Raw genomic sequence first — 20220 nt, forward strand, 5'->3', positions numbered from 1 at the left:
CAATGGTTCAGGGGTGGATTTGACCCATCAATTTGACGCCGTCGTGATAGGCGCGGGCGCCGCCGGCCTGTTCTGCGCGGCCCAGGCGGGCCAGCGCGGCCTCAAGGTACTGCTGGTGGACCACAGCGAAAAAGTCGCCGAAAAAATCCGCATCTCGGGCGGCGGCCGCTGCAACTTCACCAACCGTGACGCCACACCCGCGCAGTTCCTCAGCGAGAACCCGCACTTCTGCCGCTCGGCGCTGTCGCGCTACACGCCGCAGGACTTCATCGCCCTGCTGCAGCGCCACAACATCCCTTTCCACGAAAAGCACAAGGGCCAGCTGTTCTGCGACCGCTCGGCCGAGGATGTGATCAACATGCTGTTGGCCGAATGCGAGGCCGGAAATGTCACGCGCTGGCAGCCCTGCGGCATCCAGGGCCTGAAAGGCCCCCAGGAGGCGGGCGGCAACTACGAACTTCAAAGCGACCGCGGCCTGGTCACGGCGCCGCAGGTGGTGATCGCCACCGGCGGCCTGTCAATTCCCAAGATCGGGGCCACCGATTTCGGTTACCGCATCGCGAAACAGTTCGGCCTGCGCCTGGTGGAGCCGCGCGCCGCGCTGGTGCCGCTGACCTTTGACGGCGAAGCCTGGGCGCCCTATGCCCAGCTGGCCGGCCTGGCGCTGCCGGTGCTTATTGAGACCAGCCCCGTCGATGCGACGCCCAAGCAGCGCAAAAAAGCGGTGGTCTTCTCGGAAGACCTGCTCTTTACCCACCGCGGCCTGAGCGGCCCGGCCGTGCTGCAGATTTCCAGCTTCTGGCGCGAAGGCCAGCCGATAAGCATCAACCTCGCCCCCGGCGTGGACCTGCCGGCCCTGCTGCTGCGCGCCAAAGGCAGCTCCAAAAAACTCATCGCCAACGAACTCGCCACCCTGGTGCCCAGCCGGCTGGCCGACGCCTGGGCCAGCACCGACCCGGCGCTGCAAAAACCCATCAGCGAGGCGACCGATAAAGCGCTGCTAGGCCTGGCCGCGCGCCTGGCAGACTGGCAACTGACGCCGAATGGCTCCGAGGGTTACCGCAAGGCCGAGGTGACCGTCGGCGGTGTTGACACGCGCGACCTGTCGTCGCAAACCCTGGAGTCGAAGCAGCCGGGGCTGTACTTCATCGGTGAAGTGGTGGATGTGACCGGCTGGCTGGGCGGCTACAACTTCCAGTGGGCCTGGGCCTCCGCGCATGCCTGCGCGCAAGCGCTGACACCGGCGCGCTAGGCCTGCCGGGCCTCCTGGGCCAGCTTCCACTCGCGCGGTGACTGGCCGCTTTGCGCCTTGAAGGCGCGCGACAGCGCCGCCTCGCTGCCATAACCGACCTCCGCGGCAATCAGCTTGAGCGGCCGGTCGCGGCGCAGCGCCTGCTGCGCCAGCCCCACCCGCCAGCGCTGCAAATACACGCCGGGCGTGCAGCCGACCGTATCGCGGAACTGGTTGGCGAACACACTGCGCGACATGCCCGCATGATCGGCGAGCGCCTCCAGGCTCCACTCTTGCCCGGGACTCTGGTGCATCGCGACAAGGGCGTGGCGCAGGCGCGGGTGCGAGAGCCCCGCCAACATGCCGGAGCGGGTTTCGCCGCTTTCCATCAGGTGCCGCAGCACCTGGATCAGCACCACATCAAAAAGCCGGTCCAGCAGCGCCTGCCGGCCGCAGCGCTGCTCAAAAGCCTCTTCGAACAGCAGTTGCAGGACGCCGGCGGCGCCCTCGATCTGCGCCAGCGGCAGGCACACAAAGGACGGCAGCGCCGCGGCGATCGGGTTGGCCGCGCCGCCCTCAAAGCGCAGGTGCGCGCACACAAAGTCGGCGCCACGCCGGCTATCCGTGATGAAGCGGTGCGCCATCGGCCTTGGGTAAAGCAGCAGGCAGGGGCCGCTGACACGCATCACCTCGGCGCCGCCATGGCTGATGCCGACTTCGCCGCTGCGCACGAGGTGAAGCTGGCCGGTGCCCTCCTCCTCGCCCAGTTCGTTGACGCCGCAAAGTGCGCCGGAATGGAACACATTCGCGCTCACCGAGAAATGCCGTAGCAGGGCTTCAAGCCGGTCGCTCATAAATACTCCAGATCAATTTTTTAGGATTATTAAGCACTTATCGTATTTTGCGAAGCGTAAAGTTTGTTCTGTCGATCCCGACTTGTTGCAACCCTCTCAAAGGAACACCATGAACGCTCTCACCCGTCTCGCCGCCGCCGCCGCACTGGCCGCCGCCGTCACCGCCAGTCCCGCGATGGCCGCAGACGCCGCTACGGCGCAACCCGCGGCGTCCGCCGCACGCAGCGCCAGCTACATCACCACCCCGGACGGCGTGCAAATTTATTACAAGGACTGGGGCCCCAAGAATGGCCCCGTGGTGAGCTTCAGCCACGGCTGGCCGCTCAATTCGGACAGCTGGGAATCGCAGATGATCTTCCTGGCATCGAAAGGCTACCGCGTCATCGCCCATGACCGGCGCGGCCACGGGCGCTCCAGCCAGCCCTGGGACGGCAACGACATGGACCACTACGCCGCCGACCTCGCAGCGGTGATCGACACGCTGGGCGTGAAAGACGTGACGCTGGTGGGTTTTTCGACCGGCGGCGGCGAGGTGGCGCGTTACATCGGCCGTTACGGCACCGCGAAAATCAAAAAAGCCGTGCTGGTCAGCGCCGTGCCGCCCCTGATGCTGAAAACGGCGGCTAACCCGGGCGGCCTGCCGATCGAGGTGTTCGACGGCATTCGCCAGGGCGAACTGGCCAACCGTTCGCAGCTTTACCTGGACATCGCCTCGGGCCCGTTTTTCGGCTTCAACCGCCCCGGCGCCAAGGTCTCGCAAGGTTTGATCCAGTCGTTCTGGGTGCAGGGCATGCAGGCGGGCCACAAGAACACCTATGATTCGATCGCGGCTTTCTCGGCCACCGACTTCACCGAGGACCTCAAGCGCTTTAACGTGCCGACCCTGGTGATCCACGGCGACGACGACCAGATCGTGCCCATCGACGCCTCAGGCCGCGCCGCCGCGAAACTCGTGAAAAACGCCAGGCTGATCGTCTACCCCGGTGCGCCGCACGGCCTGGCCGACACCCACAAGGAGCGGCTCAACCAGGATTTGCTGGCTTTCATCAGAGAGTAAATCCACCCCCGTCCAGGCTCACTGCGTGTAGCCTGTTCCCCCTCAAGGGGGCGGCGCCTGCGGTCTGGCAGAGCCAGTCCCGCGGCCCCCACTGGATGGACAGCCGACAGCCCCAAGGCGATGCGAAGCGAGCCGCCCAAGGCCAGCATGAGCCGCGGAACCGGCTTTGCCGGGCCGCAGGCGGGCGGCCCCCTCTGGGGGCAGGGAGTTACACGAAGTGAACGACCGTGGGGGTGGTATATAATCCAAGGCTTTGCTAGCAAACCCGTGCCTGGCCTGATCCTGATCAGATCGATAAAGGCGCACCTTTTGGATCAATTGAACAATGACCACCATCCGTGTAAAAGACAACGAGCCCTTCGACGTGGCTCTGCGCCGTTTCAAGCGCACCATTGAAAAACTCGGCCTGCTGACCGACCTGCGCGCCCGCGAGTTTTACGAAAAGCCAACGGCGGAGCGCAAGCGCAAGAAGGCAGCCGCCGTCAAGCGCAACTACAAGCGTATCCGCTCGATGCAGTTGCCCAAGAAGCTGTACTAATCCTTTAGTACCGCCTCACGGCAACAAAAAGCCCGCACGAGGACGCTCTGCGGGCTTTTGTGCTTTCTGGCACCAGCCCCACGCATCCCTTCCCTCTTCCCGCCCTCAGGAGCCCCGAATGTCAGCCCTCAAAGACCAGATCACCGAAGACATGAAGACCGCCATGCGCGCCAAGGACAGCGAGCGCCTGGGCACCATCCGCCTGTTGCTGGCCGCCCTCAAGCAAAAAGAGGTCGATGAGCGCGTCGTGCTGGACGATGCCGCCGTGGTCGCCATCGTCGACAAGCTGATCAAACAGCGCAAGGACTCGCTGGAAGCCTTCCAGAAGGCCGAGCGCAAGGACCTGGCCGACAAGGAAGCCGCCGAACTGGTGGTGCTGCAGGCCTATTTGCCCGCACGCCTGAGCGCCGACGAGGTTGCCGCCGCCGTGAAAGCCATCGTGGCCGAACTGGGCGCCAGCGGCCCCGGCGACATGGGCAAGGTCATGGGCGCGGTGAAAGCCAAACTGGCCGGCAAGGCCGACATGGGCCAGGTCTCGGCAGCGGTGAAGGCGGCGCTGGCTGGCTGATTACAAACAGACTTCCTGCCGCACCTTCCTATTCGTCAGAAGTGGCTGGAAACAAGAACTTCACAATGGCCGCAAAAGCAAGTCCGGCTTGCACCACAGTTGCTCCAACCAAGGCCATAAGCGTATTTCCGTCAACGATTCGGTAGTTTGAAAAATGCCCGGCAATCCAGGCGAGAAGAACCAGCAGATAAACACCTCCGTTGAGCCAAGTGAACACACGGATGACAGCGTTAATAAGGGTATCGCGCTGGGTGCTCAATCGCTCCCATTTTTGATGCGTGAATTGCCCGTCCTGGACTGACTTATCCTCGGACAGGGCTTTGACTGCAAGCTTGGGCGCAGCAGTGGCGGCCGCGGCCTCAATTTCCTGACGGACGGCAGTCTCCGCCACCCCATCACTCATTGAGCACCGATCAGCAATTCGCGAATTTCACCGTTGGTATCTCGAACAAAAATGCGTTCGCCTTTGGCACTCAACTCGGTCACCGTATCAGCAATCGCCAAGCTTCTTCGCATTGCCTCCGATGAAGTGGACGCATCAAAGCGGTTCTTTAGCCGCTGCAACGCAACATCAGTACTCGAACCCACATCGAATTTAAGAACACGTACATCAGCCATTGAATTCTCCAGTTGGGAATTAAAGAATCAATATAGTACCAAAAAGGTGAAAATACAAGACTAAAAATACACCTAAAACCCGCAGGTTTCAACTCCCCGCCACCTTCATGCGGTTGATGAGAATCGAGCCTACGGTTTTGGCGCCGTAGTTGTAGGCGTCCGCGCCCACGGCCTCAATGCCCATGAGCATGTCCTTGAGGTTGCCGGCAATCGTGATTTCCTCGACCGGGAAGGCGATGCGGCCGTTTTCGACCCAGAAGCCCGAGGCGCCGCGCGAATAGTCGCCGGTCACGTAGTTCACGCCCTGGCCCATCAGCTCGGTCACGAAGAGGCCGCGACCCAGCTTGCGCAGCATGGCGTCCAGGTCGTCGGCCGGGCGGGTCAGACGGCTGGTCAGAACCAGGTTGTGCGAGCCGCCGGCATTGCCGGTGGTGCGCATGCCCAGCTTGCGGGCCGAGTAAGTGCTCAGGAAATAGCCCTCGACGCGGCCGCCGGCCACCACCTTGCGCGCCTGGGTCTTTACGCCCTCTTCGTCGAAGGGCGCGCTGCCCTTGCCTTTGCGCAGGTGCGGGTCTTCGTTGATGTCGATGTGTTTCGGGAAAGCCGGCTTGCCCAGGCTATCGGCCAGAAAGGTGCTTTTGCGGTACAGCGCACCGCCGCTCACGGCATGCACAAAACCGCCCAGCAGGCCCGCGGCCAGCGGCGACTCGAACAGCACCGGGCACTGCGTGGTCGGGATCTTGCGGCTTTTCAGGCGTGCCAGCGCGCGCTCGGCGGCGTAGCGGCCCACGGCCTCGGGGCGCGCCAGTTCAGCCGCGTCGCGCATGGAGCTGTACCAGGCATCGCGCTGCATCTGGTCGCCCTTGCCGGCGATCGGCGCCACCGAGATGCTGTGGCGCGAACTGGCATAACCGCCGCGAAAGCCCTTGGTATGGGCGCTGAAAAAATGGCTTTGCTGGGCTGACACGCCCGCGCCTTCGCTGTTGGTGATCAGGCGGCTGGTGCCCAGCGCAGCGGCTTCGCACTTCAGGGCCAGTTGCGCGGCCTGTTCGGAGTCGATGGACCAGGGGTGGAACAGGTCCAGCTCCCGGTGCACGCGCGCGATGTCGCGGTCGTCGGGCAAGCCCGAGGTTTCGTCTTCGGCCGTGAAGCGCGCGATGTCGTAGGCCGCTTTCACAGTCTGCTCGATGGCGGCCTTGGAGAAATCGCTGGTGGCGGCATTGCCGCGCTTTTTGCCGATGTAAACCGTGATGCCCAGCGACTTGTCGCGGTTGCGCTCCACGTTTTCGAGCTCGCCCTTGCGCACGCTGACCGACAGGCCGCAGCCTTCGGAAGCCTCGGCCGCGGCATCCGTGGCACCCAGTTTTTTGGCGTGGCCCAGCGCGGTGTCAACGAGGTCTTCGAAAAAATCGCGGTGGTAGCTGAAGCCGCTTTCGGGCTGCTGGGAGGGACGGGAAGCGGCGCGCTTTGCGGCGCTGGAACGAGAGGAAGCTTTTTGGGTCATATGGGTAGCTATGATACTGACTGCCATGAACAACAAGACTCCCAAGGCCATCAAGGGCTACTGGTCCAACGGACGCTTCGTCAAACCCGAGGAAATCGCGCTTGAAGAAGTCGGCCCGCCCAGCAAAACCCAACTCAAGGCCGAGGCCGATGAAAAACAGGCGCTCGGTGAAGCGCTGCTGACCCTGCGCGCCGACCTGATGGCGCGCCTGGACCTGCCCGACAAGCTGCGCGACGCCATCGCCGACGCCAAAAAAATCACCAACTTCGAGGGCAAACGCCGCCAGATGCAGTTCATCGGCAAGCTGATGCGCCCGCTGGACCCGGAACCGATCCGCGAAGCCATCAACGAACAGCTCAACGGCTCGGCCGACCTGACGCTGGCGCTGCACCTGGCCGAACAGTGGCGCGACAAGCTGATCGCCGACGACGCCGCGCTGGGCACCTGGCTCGAAGAACATCCCGGCACCGATTCGCAGCAGCTGCGCGCCCTGGTTCGCCAGGCCCGCAAGGACGCCAAGCCCGAAAAACCCGGCGAGGCGCCGCGCCACGGCAAGTCCTACCGCGAAATCTTCCAGCTGGTGCGGCAAACCCTGGCAAAAGGCCCGGACGAGGCTGAGGAACCCCAGGCATGAGCCAGGCTTTTGAGGCGGTCAGGATCGGCATTGTCTCGGTCAGCGACCGCGCCTCGGCCGGTGTCTACGTCGACAAAGGCCTGCCGGCGCTGAAAGACTGGCTCACGCGCGCGCTGCGCAACCCCATCACTTTTGACGAACGCCTGATCCCCGACGAGCAGGCCGGCATCAGCGCCGCGTTGATCTCGCTGGTCGACGCCGGCTGCTCGCTGGTGCTGACGACCGGCGGCACCGGCCCCGCGCCGCGCGACGTGACACCCGAGGCCACCTTGGCCGTCGCCCACAAGGAAATGCCCGGCTTCGGCGAGCAGATGCGGCAGATCAGCCTCAAATTCGTGCCCACGGCCATCCTGTCGCGCCAACGCGCGGTGATACGCGACAAAAGCCTGATCCTCAACCTGCCCGGCCAGCCCAAGTCCATCCAGGAAACGCTGGAGGGCCTTAAAAACGAGGCCGGCGAAGCTGTGGTGCCCGGCATCTTTGCCGCTGTGCCCTATTGCATAGACCTGATAGGCGGCCCTTACCTCGAAACCGACCCGGCCGTCTGCAAGGCCTTCCGGCCGAAATCGGCCATCCGCACGCCGGCACCATGAAGCCGCCAGCGCCGTCTGCCATAGAGACGGCCGCCGGGCTGGCTGCAGGCACGCTGGACGTGGCGAGCCTGCTCACAGAAACCTTCGCACGCATAGACGCGACAGACGCCACGCTGCGCGCCTTCACCGCCCGCCTGGACCTGCCCACGGCGCTGGCCCAAATCCCTGCCCTCACAGGCCCGCTACGTGGCTTGCCCGTGGCTCTCAAGGACATCTTCGACACCCGCGATTTCCCCACGCGCTACGGCTCGGCGCTCTACCCGGCTGAACCGGTGCACGCCGACGCGGCCATGGTCGGCGTGATCCGCCGCGCAGGCGGGCTGCTGATCGGAAAATCCAGCACCACCGAATTCGCTTTCCTCAAGCCCACGGCCACGCTGAACCCGAATGCACCGGGCCGCACGCCGGGCGGCTCCTCGGCCGGCTCGGCGGCGGCGGTCGCGGCAGGCCTGGTGCCTTTTGCCATCGGCACGCAGACTGGCGGCTCAGTGATACGCCCGGCGTCCTATTGCGGCGTCACCGGCTTCAAACCCAGCTTCGGCCTGCTGCCCACGGCCGGGCTCAAATGTTTTTCCTGGTCGCTGGACACGGTCGGCCTGTTCGCCGCCAGCGTGCCCGAGGTGGCCTGGTTTGCCCAGGCGCTCGGCGGCCGCGCGCTGGCACTCGATGCTGAACCTTCCCCGAAACCCTGGGTGGTCGGTGTGCCCGAAGCCTATCCCTGGGCCGAACTGTCCCCAAGCGCCCGGCAGGCACTGGAAGCCGGCAGCAATGCATTGAAGGCAGCCGGCGCGGACGTGAGGCGCATCACCCTGCCCGCCTGGATCAAGGAGGTGTTCGACGCACAGGACATCATCCAGGGTTACGAGGTCTGGCGCAGCCTGGCCTGGGAAGTGGACCACCATTCCGAAGCACTGTCGGACATCCTGCGCAACTACCTGCTGGCGGTCCGCGGCATCACGCCGGCAGCCTACGAAGCCGCGCAACGCACCGCGGTAGAAGGCCGCAAGGCCTGTGCAAGCTGGTTTGAGGGATTCGACGTACTGATGACGCCCAGCGCGCCCGATGAAGCGCCCGAGGGTTATGGCAGCACCGGCGCCGCGATCTTCAACCGCGCCTGGACCTTGCTCGGCGTGCCCTGCGTGAACGTGGCCGGCGCCACGGGGGTGAACGGTTTTCCCATGGGCCTGCAAATCATTGGCGCGCCGCATGCCGACCGCGCCTGTCTGCAGGCCGCCGCTTTCCTGGAGCGCGCGCTCAGGGCGGTCTAAAAACGGCGGCTTACTTGCCGACCAGCTGGTTCAATTTTTCAGCTTCAAAAGTTTCCGTAAGCGCCGCATCCTTGGGCACGCAGTCCTTGTTCATGGCGGTTTGCGAGCCCGAGAGCTTTTCAATCGCCTGCCACAGCAGGGCGATCTGGTGCTCCTGGCCGGACGCGTTGTCGATCAGGCCGCGCATGGCCTGGGACAGCGGGTCGTCCTCCAGCGTGATGCCGTAGGCCGAAAACTGCGTGGTCGAGACGTCGGCGCTTTCGCCGGTTTTCGACAGGATGATGCGCGCGGGAATGCCCACCGCCGTGGCCCCGGCCGGCACGGGCTTGATCACCACCGCATTGCTGCCGATCTTGGCGCCGTCGCCGACCACAAAACCGCCCAGCACCTTGGCCCCCGCGCTGACCACCACGTCGCGGCCCAGCGTTGGATGCCGTTTGGCGCCCTTGTAGAGCGAAGTGCCGCCCAGCGTCACGCCCTGGTAAATCGTGCAGCCGTCGCCGATCTCGGCGGTTTCACCGACCACCACGCCCATGGCATGGTCGAAGAACACCCGCTCGCCGATCTTGGCGCCGGGATGGATCTCAATGCCGGTCATCCAGCGCGAAATATGCGAGATAAAGCGGCCCAGCCATTTGAAGCCGTGGTTCCAGCACCAGTGCGCGCGGCGATGCAGCACCAGGGCATGCAGGCCGGGGTAGCAGGTCAGCGCTTCCCAGGCCGTACGGGCGGCGGGATCGCGGTCGAGGATGCACTGGATGTCGGAGCGGAGTCGGGAAAACATAGGCGAAGTCTACTGAGGGCGCGGGATGGCTGCCGGAGCGGCGTTTTTGCCCCCCGCTTCGGAGGCCTTTTGCAGCATGGCCTTGGCCACGCCGCGCAGGATGTGGATTTCCTCGGGGCTCAGCTGCGCGCGGTTGAAGAGCTGGTTGAGCCGCGGCATCAGTTTTTTGGGCGAAGCCGGATCAAGGAAGCCTATGCCGGCCAGCGCCTCTTCCCAGTGCTTCAGCATGCCGGCCACCGCCGCCGCATCGGCCTGCGCGGGCTCGGCCGTCGCCGGCTGCACGCTAAAGCCGCCCAGCGCCTGGCGCCAGTCGTAGGCGATCAGCTGCACCGCCGCACCCAGGTTCAGCGAGCCGAACTTCGGGTCGGTCGGGATGCTGAGCGCCACATGGCAGCGGTAGACGTCATCGTTCTGCATGCCGAAGCGCTCGGAGCCGAACAGGAAAGCCACCGACTCGGGCCTCGCGGATGTTTCCTTGTCCGGCTCGCCATCCCCCAGCAAGCCCGCGAAGTGCTCGCGCGGCGCGCGCGTGGGCGGGCCGAAGTCTCGCGGCGTCATGGCGGTGGCGCACAGGTGGGCCATGCCGTCCAGCGCCTCGTCCAGCGTGGCGACGATGCGGGCATTTTTGAGCACGTCGAGCGCGCCGCTGGCCCGCTGGATGGTTTCTTCGCGGTTCAGCACATTGGCCCAGCGCGGCGCGACCAGCACCAGGTCCTCAAAACCCATGGTTTTCATGGCTCGGGCGGTGGCGCCGACATTGCCGGCGTGGCTGGTGTTGATCAGGATAAATCGGGTACGCATGGGACAGGATTGTCCTATGCGGATGGCTTCAGGACCTGGACCAGCGCCCTGATCTTCGGTGACATCGCGCCTTTGCGCCAGATCAGGTCGGTTTGCGCGCAGTCGCTGCCGGGCGGCAAGGCATGCACGCTCAGGCGCGCGCGCTCGGGAAAAGTCGCCAGCACGCTGAGCGGCACCAGCGAGATGCCCATGCCCACCACCACGCAGCCCAGCATCGCGTGGTAGGAAGTGATCTCAATGGTCTGCACCGGCATGCTGTTTTTTCCGGCGTACCACTGCTCAAGCCGCGCCCGGTGCGGACAGCCTTGCTCAAAGGCGACGATGCTGCGCGGCGGCTCGGCGCCCCGGGAGGTGATGGCGGCATGGCCGGCCGCCGCCACGATCACCAGTTCCTCGCGATAAACCGGCTCGCGCTCGAAGGGGCCGTCAACGATGGGCCCGGTCACCAGCGCCGCATCGATGGCACCGGCCAGTACCGCCGCCGCCAACTGCTGCGGGTTGCCGGTTTTGAGCGTCAGCTTGACCTCGGGGTACAGGCGCACAAAGTCGCTGAGCGGCCCGGGCAGGCGTACCGCCGAGGTGCTCTCCATGGCGCCCAGCACCAGGGCGCCGCGCGGGCGGCCGTCCCGCACCGCATCGCGCGCCTCTTCGGCCAGGGCCAGCAGGCGCTGGGCATAGTCCAGCAACACCTGCCCGGCCGGCGACAGGTGCAGGCGCTTGCCTTCGCGGATGAACAGCGGCGTTCCCAGCTTTTCCTCGAGCTGGCGTAGGCGCGTCGTGACGTTGGACTGCACCCGATGCAGGCGCTCGGCCGCGCGCGTCACGCCGCCGGCCTCCACCACGGCCCGAAAAATCACCAGGTCACTGAGCTCCATGAATCTCTCTTGAAGATATAAACAATCCTTATTATTCATTTTTCAGAATTGAATGTCACGCGTATCGTCCAGCCTTCAACACTTCAAAACACAAGGAACACCATGGCAAAGGCTTACTGGATCGTGCACGTCTCGGTGCGCAACATCGACGAATACCCGCGTTACCTGACGGCGGCGCGGCCCGCTTTCGAGAAGTTCGGAGCGAATTTCCTGGTGCGCGGCGGGGCTTACGAAAGCATGGAAGGCAGCTCCCGCGAGCGCAACGTCGTCGTGGAGTTCGCCGACATGGCGACCGCGCGGGCCTGTTACGCCAGCCCCGAATACCAGGCGGCGCGGGCCATACGCCAGCAGCATGCCGACGCGGATTTCCTGATCGCCGAAGGCGCCTAGCCGCGGTTCCCGGGGTCGCCTGGACGCGGTATCGCCCCCCGGAGGGAGCCATATCGCGGGTTTATGGGAAAATACCGCCATTGCCCGCCGCCCGCATCGCCGGCGCCGGTTTATCCCGTTCTTCCCTACAAGTTATGTCCAGCAACCTCCATCCCATGCTCAACGTGGCCATCAAGGCTGCGCGCGCTGCCGGCGCCATCATCAACCGCGCGGCGCTTGACGTCGAAGCCGTCCGCGTCTCGGTCAAGCAGACCAACGACTTCGTCACCGAGATCGACCAGGCCGCCGAGGCCGCGATCATCGAAACCCTGGTGACGGCCTACCCCGGCCACGGCATCCTGGCCGAAGAATCGGGCAGCGAGCATGGCGCCAAAGACTCCGACTTCGTCTGGATCATCGATCCGCTGGACGGCACCACCAACTTCATCCACGGCTTCCCGGTCTATTGCGTCAGCATCGCGCTGGCCGTCAAAGGCAAGGTCGAGCAGGCCGTGGTCTACGACCCCACCCGCAACGACATTTTCTGCGCCACCAAGGGCCGCGGCGCCTACATGAACGACCGCCGCATCCGCGTGGCCAAGCGCACCCGCCTGCAGGAATGCCTGATTTCCACCGGCTTTCCCTACCGCCCTGGCGACAAGCTCAAGACCTACCTCAACATGCTGGGCGAAGTCATGAGCCAGTGCGCCGGCGTGCGCCGCCCCGGCGCCGCGGCGCTGGACCTGGCCTATGTGGCAGCCGGTTTCAGCGACGGCTTTTTTGAATCCAACCTCAAGCCCTGGGACGTGGCGGCCGGCTCGCTGCTGGTGACCGAAGCCGGCGGCCTGATCGGCAATTTCACCGGCGAAGCCGACTTCATGGACCACGGCGAATGCGTGGCCGGCAACCCGCGCATCTACGGCCAGCTGGTCGGCACCCTGGGCAAGTACAGCAAGTTCGCCGGCGCCGGCGACAAGGCCGCCGTGCGTCAGGCCCTCAAGGACACGAGCGCCGCGCAGGAGCCTGAAGAAGGTGCCGAAGAAAGCGCGGCGCCCGCCGCCCCGGCCGAAAAACCGACGCTCAAGGCCAAACGCATCAAAGCCGCGGACAGCGCGGCCGCCAAACCGGACGCCCCGTTCTAAACAAAACAGCAAAGCCCGCCACGCGGGCTTTTTTTACGTCCGCGCGTTTCGGTAAAGGTAAAGTGTGTCCAGGCACACCATGAACCGGCCCGACCCTGCCCTTTCTCCCGCGCTGGCAACCCGCCTGCAGCGCCGGGCGCAGGGCTGGCTGCAAAAAAGCCTGCACGTGCTGCTGAGCCAGTACGTCGCCAACGGGCTGACGGTCTCGCTGGGCCTGGTGCTCATCATGCTAGCCATCTTCGAGGCGGCCGGGCTGGCCGCCGCCTCCACGGCCGCGGTGGGCGTGCTGATCACCAGCCTGCCCGACGTGCCCGCGCCGCGCCGGCGCAAGATCATGCAGATGCTGCCCGCGCCGCTGCTGGGCGCGCCGCTCTTCATGCTGGTGCAGCTGGTGCGCCACGACGAGCTGCTGCTGGGCATCGTGGTCACGGCCGCCACCTTCCTGGCCGTGATGATGATGGCCTGGGGCAAGCGCGGCGGGCCCATCTGTTTTTCGCTGCTGTTTTCCACCCTGTTTTCCATGGCCGCGCCACCGGTGGCCACGCTGGGGCAGATCGCGCTGCACGGCGCCTGGTTCCTGGCCGGCGCCGGGCTGTACCTGCTGTGGGCGGTGTTCACCACCCATCTGCTGAACCAGCGCTTTCGCGCGCAGCTGCTGGCCGAATGCCTGCACAGCTTCGCGCAGATCCTGCGCACCCAGGCCCAGCGCTTCGGCCCGCAGCCCGACCATTCCGCGCTGCTGGCGCGCATGCTGCAGCAACAGGCCGCGCTGGCCGACCATCTGCAGAACACCCGCGACGTGGTGCTGGAGTCGCCCACCACGCCGGAGCGCCAGCGCCTGGCGGCCATGCTGCTGAGCCTGCTCGAGGCGCGCGACCACCAGCTCGCCTGCGACCTGGACCTGGATTTCCTGCTGGAGCACAGCGCCAGCGTGGCCGTGCTGCCCGCCCTGCAGCTGGCGCTGGACAGCACCGCCGCGCGCCTCGAGGCGCTGGGCATGGACCTGCTGCTGGGCCGGCGCGGCGCGGCGATCACCGCCATCACCGACCTGCGGCCGCAGCTCGCCGGCGCGCTGCCGCCGCGCACCAAACGCATAGACCCGCTGGCGCCCGACCCGCTGCGCATAGACACCACCGACCCGCTGGCTTTGCTGCACAACATGGCCGACCGCATAGGCCACATCAACGACGAAGCCGTGAAACTGGCGGCGCTGGCGCGCGGCGACATCCCGCCCGGGCTGTCGGCCGTGCGCACCCAGTGGCAGCTGTTCGTCAGCACCACCCACTGGTCCTGGAAGCCGCTGCTGGGGCAGTTGGGCTGGAGCGCGCCCATCCTGCGCTACGCCCTGCGCTGCGCGCTGGCCGTGGCGGCCGGCTATGCGGTGTCGCTGCGCCTGCCCTGGGTGGCGCATGAATACTGGATCCTGCTGACCATCGTGGTCGTGATGCGCGGCAACCTGGCGCAAACCGTGCAGCGCCGCAACGCCCGCGTCGCCGGCACGCTGCTGGGCTGCGCGCTGGTCATGTTGGTGCTGGCCGCGCACCCGGGCGCCCGCGCCATCTTCGGCGTGATCGCGCTCAGCATGGGGCTGGCGCATGCCTTTGCGCTGCGGCGCTACCTATTTACCTCGATCGCGGCCACCGTGGCCGGCCTGCTGCAGGCGCATCTGCTGCTGGCGGGCGTGCAGCCCGGTTTCGCCGTGGCCGAGCGCCTGGCCGACACCCTGCTGGGCGCGCTGATCGCCTGGCTGTTCAGCTATGTGCTGCCGGCCTGGGAGCGCAACCAGATTCCGGCGCTGGCGCTGCGCAGCGGACGCGCCCAAGCCAAACATGCGCAGCTGGCGCTCGCGCTGCTGGACGAGGCCCGGGCGTCCGACCTGCCCTGGCGGCTGGCCCGGCGCGAGGCCTACAACAGCCTGTCCGATCTCACGCTGGCCGCCCAGCGCAGCCTGGCCGAGCCGCAAAAGGTGCGCCCGCCGCTGGAGCCGCTCGAGGCCCTGCAGGCGCGCAGCTACCAGTTACTGGCCCAGCTCACGGCCGTCAAATCCCTGCTGCTGCTGCACCGTGCCCAGCTGGACCTCAAGGTCGCCAGGCCGGCGCTGGCGCAGGCCTCTAACCGCATCGAAGCCGAACTGTCGGACACCGGGGCCACGCCGCCCCCAACCGGCCCGGCCATTGCCGGCCAACCCTTCCAGCCCCGGCCCGACCCGCTGATGATCACCGACCTCACGCCCTGGCTGCTGCGCCGGCTGGAGCTGGCCTGCGCGATGGCACGGGAGCTGCGGCAGGCCCAGGCCCGCGTGCTGGCCGAACCGGCCAAACCGGCCGGGCCAGCAGCCATTGATAATGCGGGATTGGCCCCGGCGCCCGCCGCTTCTTCCCACCCAACGCATGAGTGACAACCTCCCCGTGAGACCCGAACTAGCCAGTCCCGCCAGCCCCGTGACTCCCATGAGCTCAGGCATGCCGCCGCTGGCCGCCCACACGCCCATGATGCAGCAGTACCTCGGCATCAAGGCCGAGTACCCGGACACGCTGGTGTTCTACCGCATGGGCGATTTTTATGAGGTCTTTTTCGCCGATGCAGAGAAAGCCGCGCGCCTGCTCGACATCACGCTGACGCGGCGCGGCCAGTCGGCCGGCGAGCCGGTCGTGATGGCCGGCGTACCCTTCCATGCGCTCGAAGGCTACCTCGCCAAGCTCATCAAGCTCGGTGAATCGGTGGCGATCTGCGAGCAGGTCGGCGACGTCGCCACCAGCAAGGGCCCGGTCGAGCGCAAAGTGGTGCGCGTGGTGACACCCGGCACGCTGACCGACACCGAGCTGCTCAACGACAAAAACGAATCCATCCTGCTGGCCGTGCACCAGGGCGCGCGCAACACCTGCGGCCTGGCCTGGCTCAGCGTGACGCAGGGCGAAATCCACCTGGCGCACTGCGCCAACGACGAACTCGAAGCCTGGCTGGCGCGCGTGGCCCCCAGCGAGCTGCTTTACAACGTCGACGTGACGCCGGCCTTCGAACAGCGCCTCAAGAGCCAGCGCTGCGCCTCCACCGCGCGCCCGGCCTGGCAGTTCGACACCGCCCTGGGCGCGCGCCGCCTGCTGGACCAGCTCAAGGTCGCCTCGCTCGCCTCGTGGAACGCCGAGGCACTGAATGAAGCCCACGCCGCCGCCTCCGCGCTGCTCGGTTATGCCGAACACACGCAAGGCCGGGCACTATCGCATGTGCAAGGCCTTCAGGTGGTGCGCTCCGGCGAGCTGATCGAACTGCCGCAAACCACGCGCCGCAACCTTGAGCTCACGCAGACGCTGCGCGGCGAAGATTCGCCCACGCTGTTTTCGCTGCTGGACACCTGCACCACCGGCATGGGCAGCCGCGCGCTCAAAAGCTGGCTGCTCACGCCGCGCCGCGACCGTGCGCAGGCGGCGGCGCGCCTGGACGCCATCACGCATTTGCGCGGCGGCCCGCAGCAGACGCTGCGCGCCAAGCTCAAGGGCTGCAGCGACGTCGAACGCATCACCGCCCGCATCGCGCTGCGCCAGGTGCGGCCGCGCGAGCTGGTCGCGCTCAAAGACACCCTGCAAAAAGCCGAGCTGGCCGCGCCTGCCGGCAGCGACTTCCCGGAACTGCTGACCCGCATCTTTGAAGACCTGCAGCCACCGGCCGGCTGCGCCGCGCTGCTGGGCCGCTATGTGCTCGACGAACCGGCCGCGCTGATCCGCGACGGCGGCGTCATCAACCACGGCTGCGACGCCGACCTCGACGAGCTGCGCGCCATCCAGACCAATTGCGACGGCTTCCTGCTGGACCTCGAAGTCCGCGAAAAAGCCCGCACCGGCATCGCCAACCTGCGCGTGCAGTTCAACAAGGTGCACGGCTTCTACATCGAAGTCACGCAGGGCCAGCTCGACAAGGTGCCCGACGACTACCGCCGCCGCCAGACATTAAAAAACGCCGAGCGCTACATCACGCCCGAACTCAAGGCTTTTGAAGACAAGGCCTTATCGGCGCAGGAACGCGCCCTGGCGCGCGAGAAGTGGCTGTATGAGCAATTGCTCGACCAACTGCAGGACTTCATCCCCGCGCTGAGCCGCCTGGCGCGCGCGCTGGCCTCGCTGGACGCGCTGTGCGCGCTGGCCGAGCGATCCCTCACGCTGAACTGGGCCGCGCCGGTGTTCGTGCGCGAGCCCTGCATAGACATCGTCCAGGGCCGGCACCCGGTGGTGGAGGCGCGCCTGGCCGAAACGGGCGGCGGCTCCTTTATCGCGAATGACTCCGCCATGAGCGGCAAGCACCGCATGCAAGTCATCACCGGCCCCAACATGGGCGGTAAATCAACCTATATGCGCCAGGTGGCCCTCATCGTGCTGCTGGCCAGCGTGGGCTCTTATGTGCCGGCGGCCAGCTGCCGGCTCGGGCCCATAGACGCGATCCACACCCGTATAGGCGCGGCCGACGACGTGGCCAATGCGCAATCGACCTTCATGCTCGAGATGACCGAGGCGGCGCAAATCCTGCACGCCGCCACGCCGCACTCCCTGGTGCTGATGGACGAGATCGGCCGCGGCACTTCCACCTTCGACGGCCTGGCGCTGGCCGGCGGCATCGCCGCCTACCTGCACAACAAGACCCAGGCCTTCACGCTGTTCGCCACGCATTACTTCGAGCTCACCGAATTCCCGGCCCAGCACCACGGCGCCATCAATGTGCACGTGAGCGCGGTCGAGTCCGGCGCCGACATCGTGTTCCTGCACCACATCGAGCCCGGCCCTGCCAGCAAAAGCTACGGTATTGCGGTGGCCAAGCTGGCCGGCGTGCCCGCCGCCGTCGTCAATCACGCCCGCCATGCGCTCACTGCGCTCGAAGCCCACCAGACGGAAGCACGCGCCCAGGTCGACCTGTTCGCCGCGCCGCCTGAGTCGGCCGCCGCTGAGCAAAGCGCCGTCGACAAGGCATTGGGTACCATAGACCCTGATGCGCTGACGCCTCGCGAAGCGCTTGACGTCCTGTATCGCCTCAAAAAGATTTCCGTCTCCCCGTGACCCAGCGCAACCCGACACCTTCCACGCCTTCCACGTCCCCCACACTCCCAGACCACCTCATGACCTACTGCGTCGCCGCCAAACTCAACGCCGGGCTGGTGTTTTTGTCAGACTCCCGCACCAACGCGGGCCTGGACCACATCAGCACCTTCCGCAAGATGATCGTCTACGAAAAGGCCGGCGACCGCTTCATGGTGCTGCTGTCGGCCGGCAACCTGTCGATCTCCCAGTCCATCCGCGAGATCCTGCAGGTCGAGCAGCTCAAGGACCACGAGGGGGGCGAGCCCATCACCATCTGGAACGCCAAAAGCATGTTCGACGCCGCCCGCGTGCTGGGTTCGGCGATTCGCCGCGTCTACGACCGCGACGCGGAGGCGCTGAAAAACGCCGATGTCGACTTCAACGTCTCGCTGGTCTTCGGCGGACAAATCCGCGGCGAGAACATGCGCCTGTTCCAGATGTATTCGGCCGGCAACTTCATCGAAGCCACCGACGAAACGCCTTACTTCCAGGTCGGCGAGTCCAAGTACGGCAAGCCGGTGCTGGACCGCGTGCTGACCCCCGCCACGCCACTGGCCGAAGCCGCCAAATGCGTGCTGGTCTCCATGGACTCGACCATGAAGTCCAACCTCTCGGTCGGCCTGCCGCTGGACCTGGTGGTCTACGAAGCCGACACCTACCAGAGCGACAAGATCGTCTGCATCGACAACGACAACCCCTACTACCGCATGATGCACAGCAGCTGGGGCCAGAAGCTGCGCGAGGTTTTTGACAGCATCGAAGACCCGGTCTGGGACGACGCGCACACCGACATCCCGCTGAAGATGCCGGCCACGCGCCACGAGCCGCTGAAGAAGATCAGCACGCCGGATGAAAAATTAATCTAAGCCGTGCCCTCCTCTTCAAAACCGCTGGTCATTTTTTCCCACGGCAACAGTTTTCCGGGTGCTACCTACAGCGCGGTCTTCCAGAGCCTGAAAGCCCGCGGCTTCCAGGTCAAGGCCGTCGACAAGTTCGGCCACGACCCACGTTACCCCGTCACCAGCAACTGGCCGCACCTGGTGCAGCAACTCGCCGACTTCACGGCCCGCGAAGTTGAAAAGTGCGGCCAGCCAGCCTTCCTCGTCGGCCATTCGCTGGGCGGTTTCCTGAGCTTGATGTGCGCCGCGCGCAACCCTGTACTCGGCGGCCAGCCCGTCAAGGGCGTGGTGCTCGTCGACTCGCCCATCCTGGGCGGCTGGCGCGCCCGAGCCTTGAGCGTCGCCAAACGCGCGCAACTGGTCGGCGCCATTTCGCCCGGCGCCATCAGCCGCAAACGCAAAAACCAGTGGCTGGGCAAGGAAGAGGTGTTCGAGCACTTCCGCGGCAAAAAAGCCTTTGCCGCCTGGGACGAACAAGTGCTGCGCGACTACATCGAACACGGTACCTATGAAGGCACAGGCGAGGACGAAGGCAAGCAGTTGCTCAGCTTCGACCGCGATGTGGAAACCGCGATCTACAACACCCTGCCTGACAACCTGGAAGCACTACTCAAACGCCATCCACTCAAATGCCCCGTGGCCTTTATCGGTGGGCGGCAGTCGGCCGAGATGAAGCAGGTCGGGATGGCGATGACCGAGAAGGTCACCAAGGGGCGGATCATGATGCTCGATGGGAGCCATCTGTTCCCGATGGAAAAACCGCTGGCGACGGCGGCGGCGATTGAGGCGGCTTTGCGGAATTTTGGGGCCTAGCCGGGGGCGGATTTTGCGTCCGCCCTGGCCGGCACACCTAATGCCAGTTGGCCGCCAGCACAGGCGCGAGCGCCGTTTGCTGTGAAGCCGTCAAGCTTGTTTGGCCCATGGCCGGCGGCGCAAATGAGGCCATGGCCTGCACCAGGTTCTGCACCTGGCTATCCAGCAGCAGCTTGCCGTCGCCGGACTTGATTTGCTCGACGTGGTACTGGCTGCCCAGATACCAGTTCTGCACGGTGGCTTTGTCGGCGGTGCCGATGATGCTGACCTGCAGGTCGTTGCCGGTTTTGCCAAACCACAGTTGATTGGCGTTGACGCCACTTAGGAATTGCAGCACGTCGGTATTGCCCGCCGTCGCATCATTTTCCTTGACGATGTCACTGCCGTTGCCGCGCCCAATCACGTAACTGTCGCTACCGGCCCCACCGATCAGAGTATCGTTGCCATCGCCGCCGCTCAAGGTGTTGGCGGCGGCATTGCCAACCAGGACATTGTTCAGGGTGTTGCCCGTGCCGTTGATGGCCGCCGTTCCAAGCAGCGTGAGGTTTTCTACATCGGTGACCAGCGTGTAGCTGATCGCCGAATAGACAAGGTCCGTACCCTGGCTGG

General features: G+C 65.7%; 21 protein-coding genes. 13 read left to right on the forward strand and 8 right to left on the reverse strand.

Translation table 11 applies throughout. The features are described 5' to 3' along the window. Nucleotides 1-19 precede the first annotated feature (19 nt). Complete coding sequence (locus tag AC1D1F_RS22875; RefSeq protein WP_477677631.1) at nucleotides 20-1252, forward strand: BaiN/RdsA family NAD(P)/FAD-dependent oxidoreductase; 1233 nt, start codon at nucleotides 20-22, stop codon at nucleotides 1250-1252. Here the strand turns inward: AC1D1F_RS22875 and AC1D1F_RS22880 are convergent. Further along, on the reverse strand, nucleotides 1249-2085 hold the full coding sequence (locus tag AC1D1F_RS22880; RefSeq protein ID WP_477677632.1) for a cupin domain-containing protein: 837 nt from the start codon (nucleotides 2083-2085) through the stop codon (nucleotides 1249-1251). The two genes, AC1D1F_RS22875 and AC1D1F_RS22880, sit on opposite strands and share 4 nt — an antisense overlap. A 109-nt stretch (nucleotides 2086-2194) precedes the next feature. Here AC1D1F_RS22880 and AC1D1F_RS22885 point away from each other — a divergent pair, with 109 nt between their 5' ends. The 3 genes from AC1D1F_RS22885 (at nucleotide 2195) to AC1D1F_RS22895 (ending at nucleotide 4248) form a co-directional block, all read left to right on the forward strand. After that, the gene (locus AC1D1F_RS22885) at nucleotides 2195-3142 is read left to right on the forward strand and encodes an alpha/beta fold hydrolase (RefSeq protein ID WP_477700849.1); all 948 of its coding nucleotides are present in this window, start codon (nucleotides 2195-2197) and stop codon (nucleotides 3140-3142) included. Between the two features lie 325 nt (nucleotides 3143-3467). Further along, nucleotides 3468-3680: a 30S ribosomal protein S21 gene (gene rpsU / locus AC1D1F_RS22890; protein ID WP_007872347.1), complete on the forward strand. Its 213-nt coding sequence runs from the start codon at nucleotides 3468-3470 to the stop codon at nucleotides 3678-3680. 118 nt (nucleotides 3681-3798) lie between these two features. Next, the gene (locus tag AC1D1F_RS22895; protein ID WP_477679258.1) at nucleotides 3799-4248 is read left to right on the forward strand and encodes a GatB/YqeY domain-containing protein; all 450 of its coding nucleotides are present in this window, start codon (nucleotides 3799-3801) and stop codon (nucleotides 4246-4248) included. A gap of 28 nt (nucleotides 4249-4276) precedes the next feature. On the opposite strand, the gene AC1D1F_RS22900 is transcribed toward AC1D1F_RS22895, so the two are convergent. The 3 genes from AC1D1F_RS22900 to pmbA form a co-directional block, all read right to left on the reverse strand. Next, a complete protein-coding gene (locus AC1D1F_RS22900; protein WP_477696573.1) occupies nucleotides 4277-4651 on the reverse strand; it encodes a hypothetical protein in 375 nt (124 codons plus the stop codon). After that, complete coding sequence (locus AC1D1F_RS22905) at nucleotides 4648-4866, reverse strand: hypothetical protein (protein WP_477696574.1); 219 nt, start codon at nucleotides 4864-4866, stop codon at nucleotides 4648-4650. The genes AC1D1F_RS22900 and AC1D1F_RS22905 overlap by 4 nt, the downstream gene beginning before the upstream one ends. An 88-nt stretch (nucleotides 4867-4954) precedes the next feature. After that, a complete protein-coding gene (gene pmbA / locus AC1D1F_RS22910) occupies nucleotides 4955-6370 on the reverse strand; it encodes a metalloprotease PmbA (protein ID WP_477676210.1) in 1416 nt (471 codons plus the stop codon). A 25-nt stretch (nucleotides 6371-6395) separates the two neighbouring features. Here pmbA and yjgA point away from each other — a divergent pair, with 25 nt between their 5' ends. The 3 genes from yjgA to AC1D1F_RS22925 are packed head-to-tail and all read left to right on the forward strand — an operon-like array spanning nucleotide 6396 to nucleotide 8865. Further along, nucleotides 6396-7004, forward strand: a complete 609-nt coding sequence (gene yjgA, locus AC1D1F_RS22915; protein ID WP_477676209.1) for a ribosome biogenesis factor YjgA — start codon at nucleotides 6396-6398, stop codon at nucleotides 7002-7004. Continuing rightward, nucleotides 7001-7597, forward strand: a complete 597-nt coding sequence (mog, locus tag AC1D1F_RS22920) for a molybdopterin adenylyltransferase (protein ID WP_477676208.1) — start codon at nucleotides 7001-7003, stop codon at nucleotides 7595-7597. The genes yjgA and mog overlap by 4 nt, the downstream gene beginning before the upstream one ends. Next, nucleotides 7594-8865: an amidase gene (locus AC1D1F_RS22925; RefSeq protein ID WP_477676207.1), complete on the forward strand. Its 1272-nt coding sequence runs from the start codon at nucleotides 7594-7596 to the stop codon at nucleotides 8863-8865. The genes mog and AC1D1F_RS22925 overlap by 4 nt, the downstream gene beginning before the upstream one ends. Nucleotides 8866-8875: 10 nt before the next feature. Here AC1D1F_RS22925 and cysE read toward each other — a convergent pair whose 3' ends face one another. From cysE to AC1D1F_RS22940, 3 genes are read right to left on the reverse strand one after another with little or no spacing between them, the layout of a single operon-like run. Continuing rightward, nucleotides 8876-9649, reverse strand: a complete 774-nt coding sequence (cysE, locus tag AC1D1F_RS22930) for a serine O-acetyltransferase (protein WP_477676206.1) — start codon at nucleotides 9647-9649, stop codon at nucleotides 8876-8878. A 9-nt stretch (nucleotides 9650-9658) separates the two neighbouring features. Then, nucleotides 9659-10450 carry an RNA methyltransferase gene (locus tag AC1D1F_RS22935; RefSeq protein ID WP_477696575.1) on the reverse strand — a complete coding sequence of 264 codons (792 nt, stop codon included), beginning with the start codon at nucleotides 10448-10450 and terminating at the stop codon, nucleotides 9659-9661. 14 nt (nucleotides 10451-10464) lie between these two features. Beyond that, nucleotides 10465-11325: a LysR substrate-binding domain-containing protein gene (locus AC1D1F_RS22940; protein ID WP_477676204.1), complete on the reverse strand. Its 861-nt coding sequence runs from the start codon at nucleotides 11323-11325 to the stop codon at nucleotides 10465-10467. Nucleotides 11326-11427: 102 nt separating this feature from the next. Here AC1D1F_RS22940 and AC1D1F_RS22945 point away from each other — a divergent pair, with 102 nt between their 5' ends. From AC1D1F_RS22945 to AC1D1F_RS22970, 6 genes are all read left to right on the forward strand, one after another. Further along, on the forward strand, nucleotides 11428-11715 hold the full coding sequence (locus AC1D1F_RS22945; RefSeq protein WP_477654899.1) for a DUF1330 domain-containing protein: 288 nt from the start codon (nucleotides 11428-11430) through the stop codon (nucleotides 11713-11715). A gap of 134 nt (nucleotides 11716-11849) precedes the next feature. After that, nucleotides 11850-12836, forward strand: coding sequence for an inositol monophosphatase family protein (locus AC1D1F_RS22950; protein WP_477696576.1), 987 nt, complete (start codon nucleotides 11850-11852; stop codon nucleotides 12834-12836). Between the two features lie 79 nt (nucleotides 12837-12915). After that, complete coding sequence (locus AC1D1F_RS22955) at nucleotides 12916-15234, forward strand: FUSC family protein (protein ID WP_477676202.1); 2319 nt, start codon at nucleotides 12916-12918, stop codon at nucleotides 15232-15234. 52 nt (nucleotides 15235-15286) lie between these two features. Continuing rightward, nucleotides 15287-17878 (forward strand): DNA mismatch repair protein MutS, encoded by a 2592-nt coding sequence (mutS, locus tag AC1D1F_RS22960; protein ID WP_477696588.1) that lies wholly within the window; start codon nucleotides 15287-15289, stop codon nucleotides 17876-17878. Nucleotides 17879-17937: 59 nt separating this feature from the next. After that, nucleotides 17938-18765, forward strand: a complete 828-nt coding sequence (locus AC1D1F_RS22965; protein WP_477676201.1) for a proteasome-type protease — start codon at nucleotides 17938-17940, stop codon at nucleotides 18763-18765. A 3-nt stretch (nucleotides 18766-18768) separates the two neighbouring features. Beyond that, complete coding sequence (locus AC1D1F_RS22970; protein ID WP_477676200.1) at nucleotides 18769-19611, forward strand: alpha/beta fold hydrolase; 843 nt, start codon at nucleotides 18769-18771, stop codon at nucleotides 19609-19611. 37 nt (nucleotides 19612-19648) lie between these two features. Here the strand turns inward: AC1D1F_RS22970 and AC1D1F_RS22975 are convergent. After that, on the reverse strand, nucleotides 19649-20220 hold a 572-nt coding region (locus AC1D1F_RS22975; RefSeq protein ID WP_477700850.1), incomplete at its 5' end, for a calcium-binding protein.

Source organism: Polaromonas sp. P1_H6, from assembly GCF_056405195.1.

Bases quoted from the DNA above. Each gene is read 5' to 3' on its own strand.
- AC1D1F_RS22950 (WP_477696576.1), top strand. From the start codon at position 11,850: ATGTCCAGCAACCTCCATCCCATGCTCAACGTGGCCATCAAGGCTGCG.
- mog (WP_477676208.1), top strand. From the start codon at position 7,001: ATGAGCCAGGCTTTTGAGGCGGTCAGGATCGGCATTGTCTCGGTCAGC.
- AC1D1F_RS22945 (WP_477654899.1), top strand. From the start codon at position 11,428: ATGGCAAAGGCTTACTGGATCGTGCACGTCTCGGTGCGCAACATCGAC.
- AC1D1F_RS22880 (WP_477677632.1), bottom strand. From the start codon at position 2,085: ATGAGCGACCGGCTTGAAGCCCTGCTACGGCATTTCTCGGTGAGCGCG.
- cysE (WP_477676206.1), bottom strand. From the start codon at position 9,649: ATGTTTTCCCGACTCCGCTCCGACATCCAGTGCATCCTCGACCGCGAT.
- AC1D1F_RS22965 (WP_477676201.1), top strand. From the start codon at position 17,938: ATGACCTACTGCGTCGCCGCCAAACTCAACGCCGGGCTGGTGTTTTTG.
- AC1D1F_RS22940 (WP_477676204.1), bottom strand. From the start codon at position 11,325: ATGGAGCTCAGTGACCTGGTGATTTTTCGGGCCGTGGTGGAGGCCGGC.
- rpsU (WP_007872347.1), top strand. From the start codon at position 3,468: ATGACCACCATCCGTGTAAAAGACAACGAGCCCTTCGACGTGGCTCTG.
- pmbA (WP_477676210.1), bottom strand. From the start codon at position 6,370: ATGACCCAAAAAGCTTCCTCTCGTTCCAGCGCCGCAAAGCGCGCCGCT.
- AC1D1F_RS22895 (WP_477679258.1), top strand. From the start codon at position 3,799: ATGTCAGCCCTCAAAGACCAGATCACCGAAGACATGAAGACCGCCATG.
- AC1D1F_RS22905 (WP_477696574.1), bottom strand. From the start codon at position 4,866: ATGGCTGATGTACGTGTTCTTAAATTCGATGTGGGTTCGAGTACTGAT.
- AC1D1F_RS22955 (WP_477676202.1), top strand. From the start codon at position 12,916: ATGAACCGGCCCGACCCTGCCCTTTCTCCCGCGCTGGCAACCCGCCTG.
- mutS (WP_477696588.1), top strand. From the start codon at position 15,287: ATGAGCTCAGGCATGCCGCCGCTGGCCGCCCACACGCCCATGATGCAG.
- AC1D1F_RS22900 (WP_477696573.1), bottom strand. From the start codon at position 4,651: ATGAGTGATGGGGTGGCGGAGACTGCCGTCCGTCAGGAAATTGAGGCC.
- AC1D1F_RS22935 (WP_477696575.1), bottom strand. From the start codon at position 10,450: ATGCGTACCCGATTTATCCTGATCAACACCAGCCACGCCGGCAATGTC.
- yjgA (WP_477676209.1), top strand. From the start codon at position 6,396: ATGAACAACAAGACTCCCAAGGCCATCAAGGGCTACTGGTCCAACGGA.
- AC1D1F_RS22885 (WP_477700849.1), top strand. From the start codon at position 2,195: ATGAACGCTCTCACCCGTCTCGCCGCCGCCGCCGCACTGGCCGCCGCC.
- AC1D1F_RS22925 (WP_477676207.1), top strand. From the start codon at position 7,594: ATGAAGCCGCCAGCGCCGTCTGCCATAGAGACGGCCGCCGGGCTGGCT.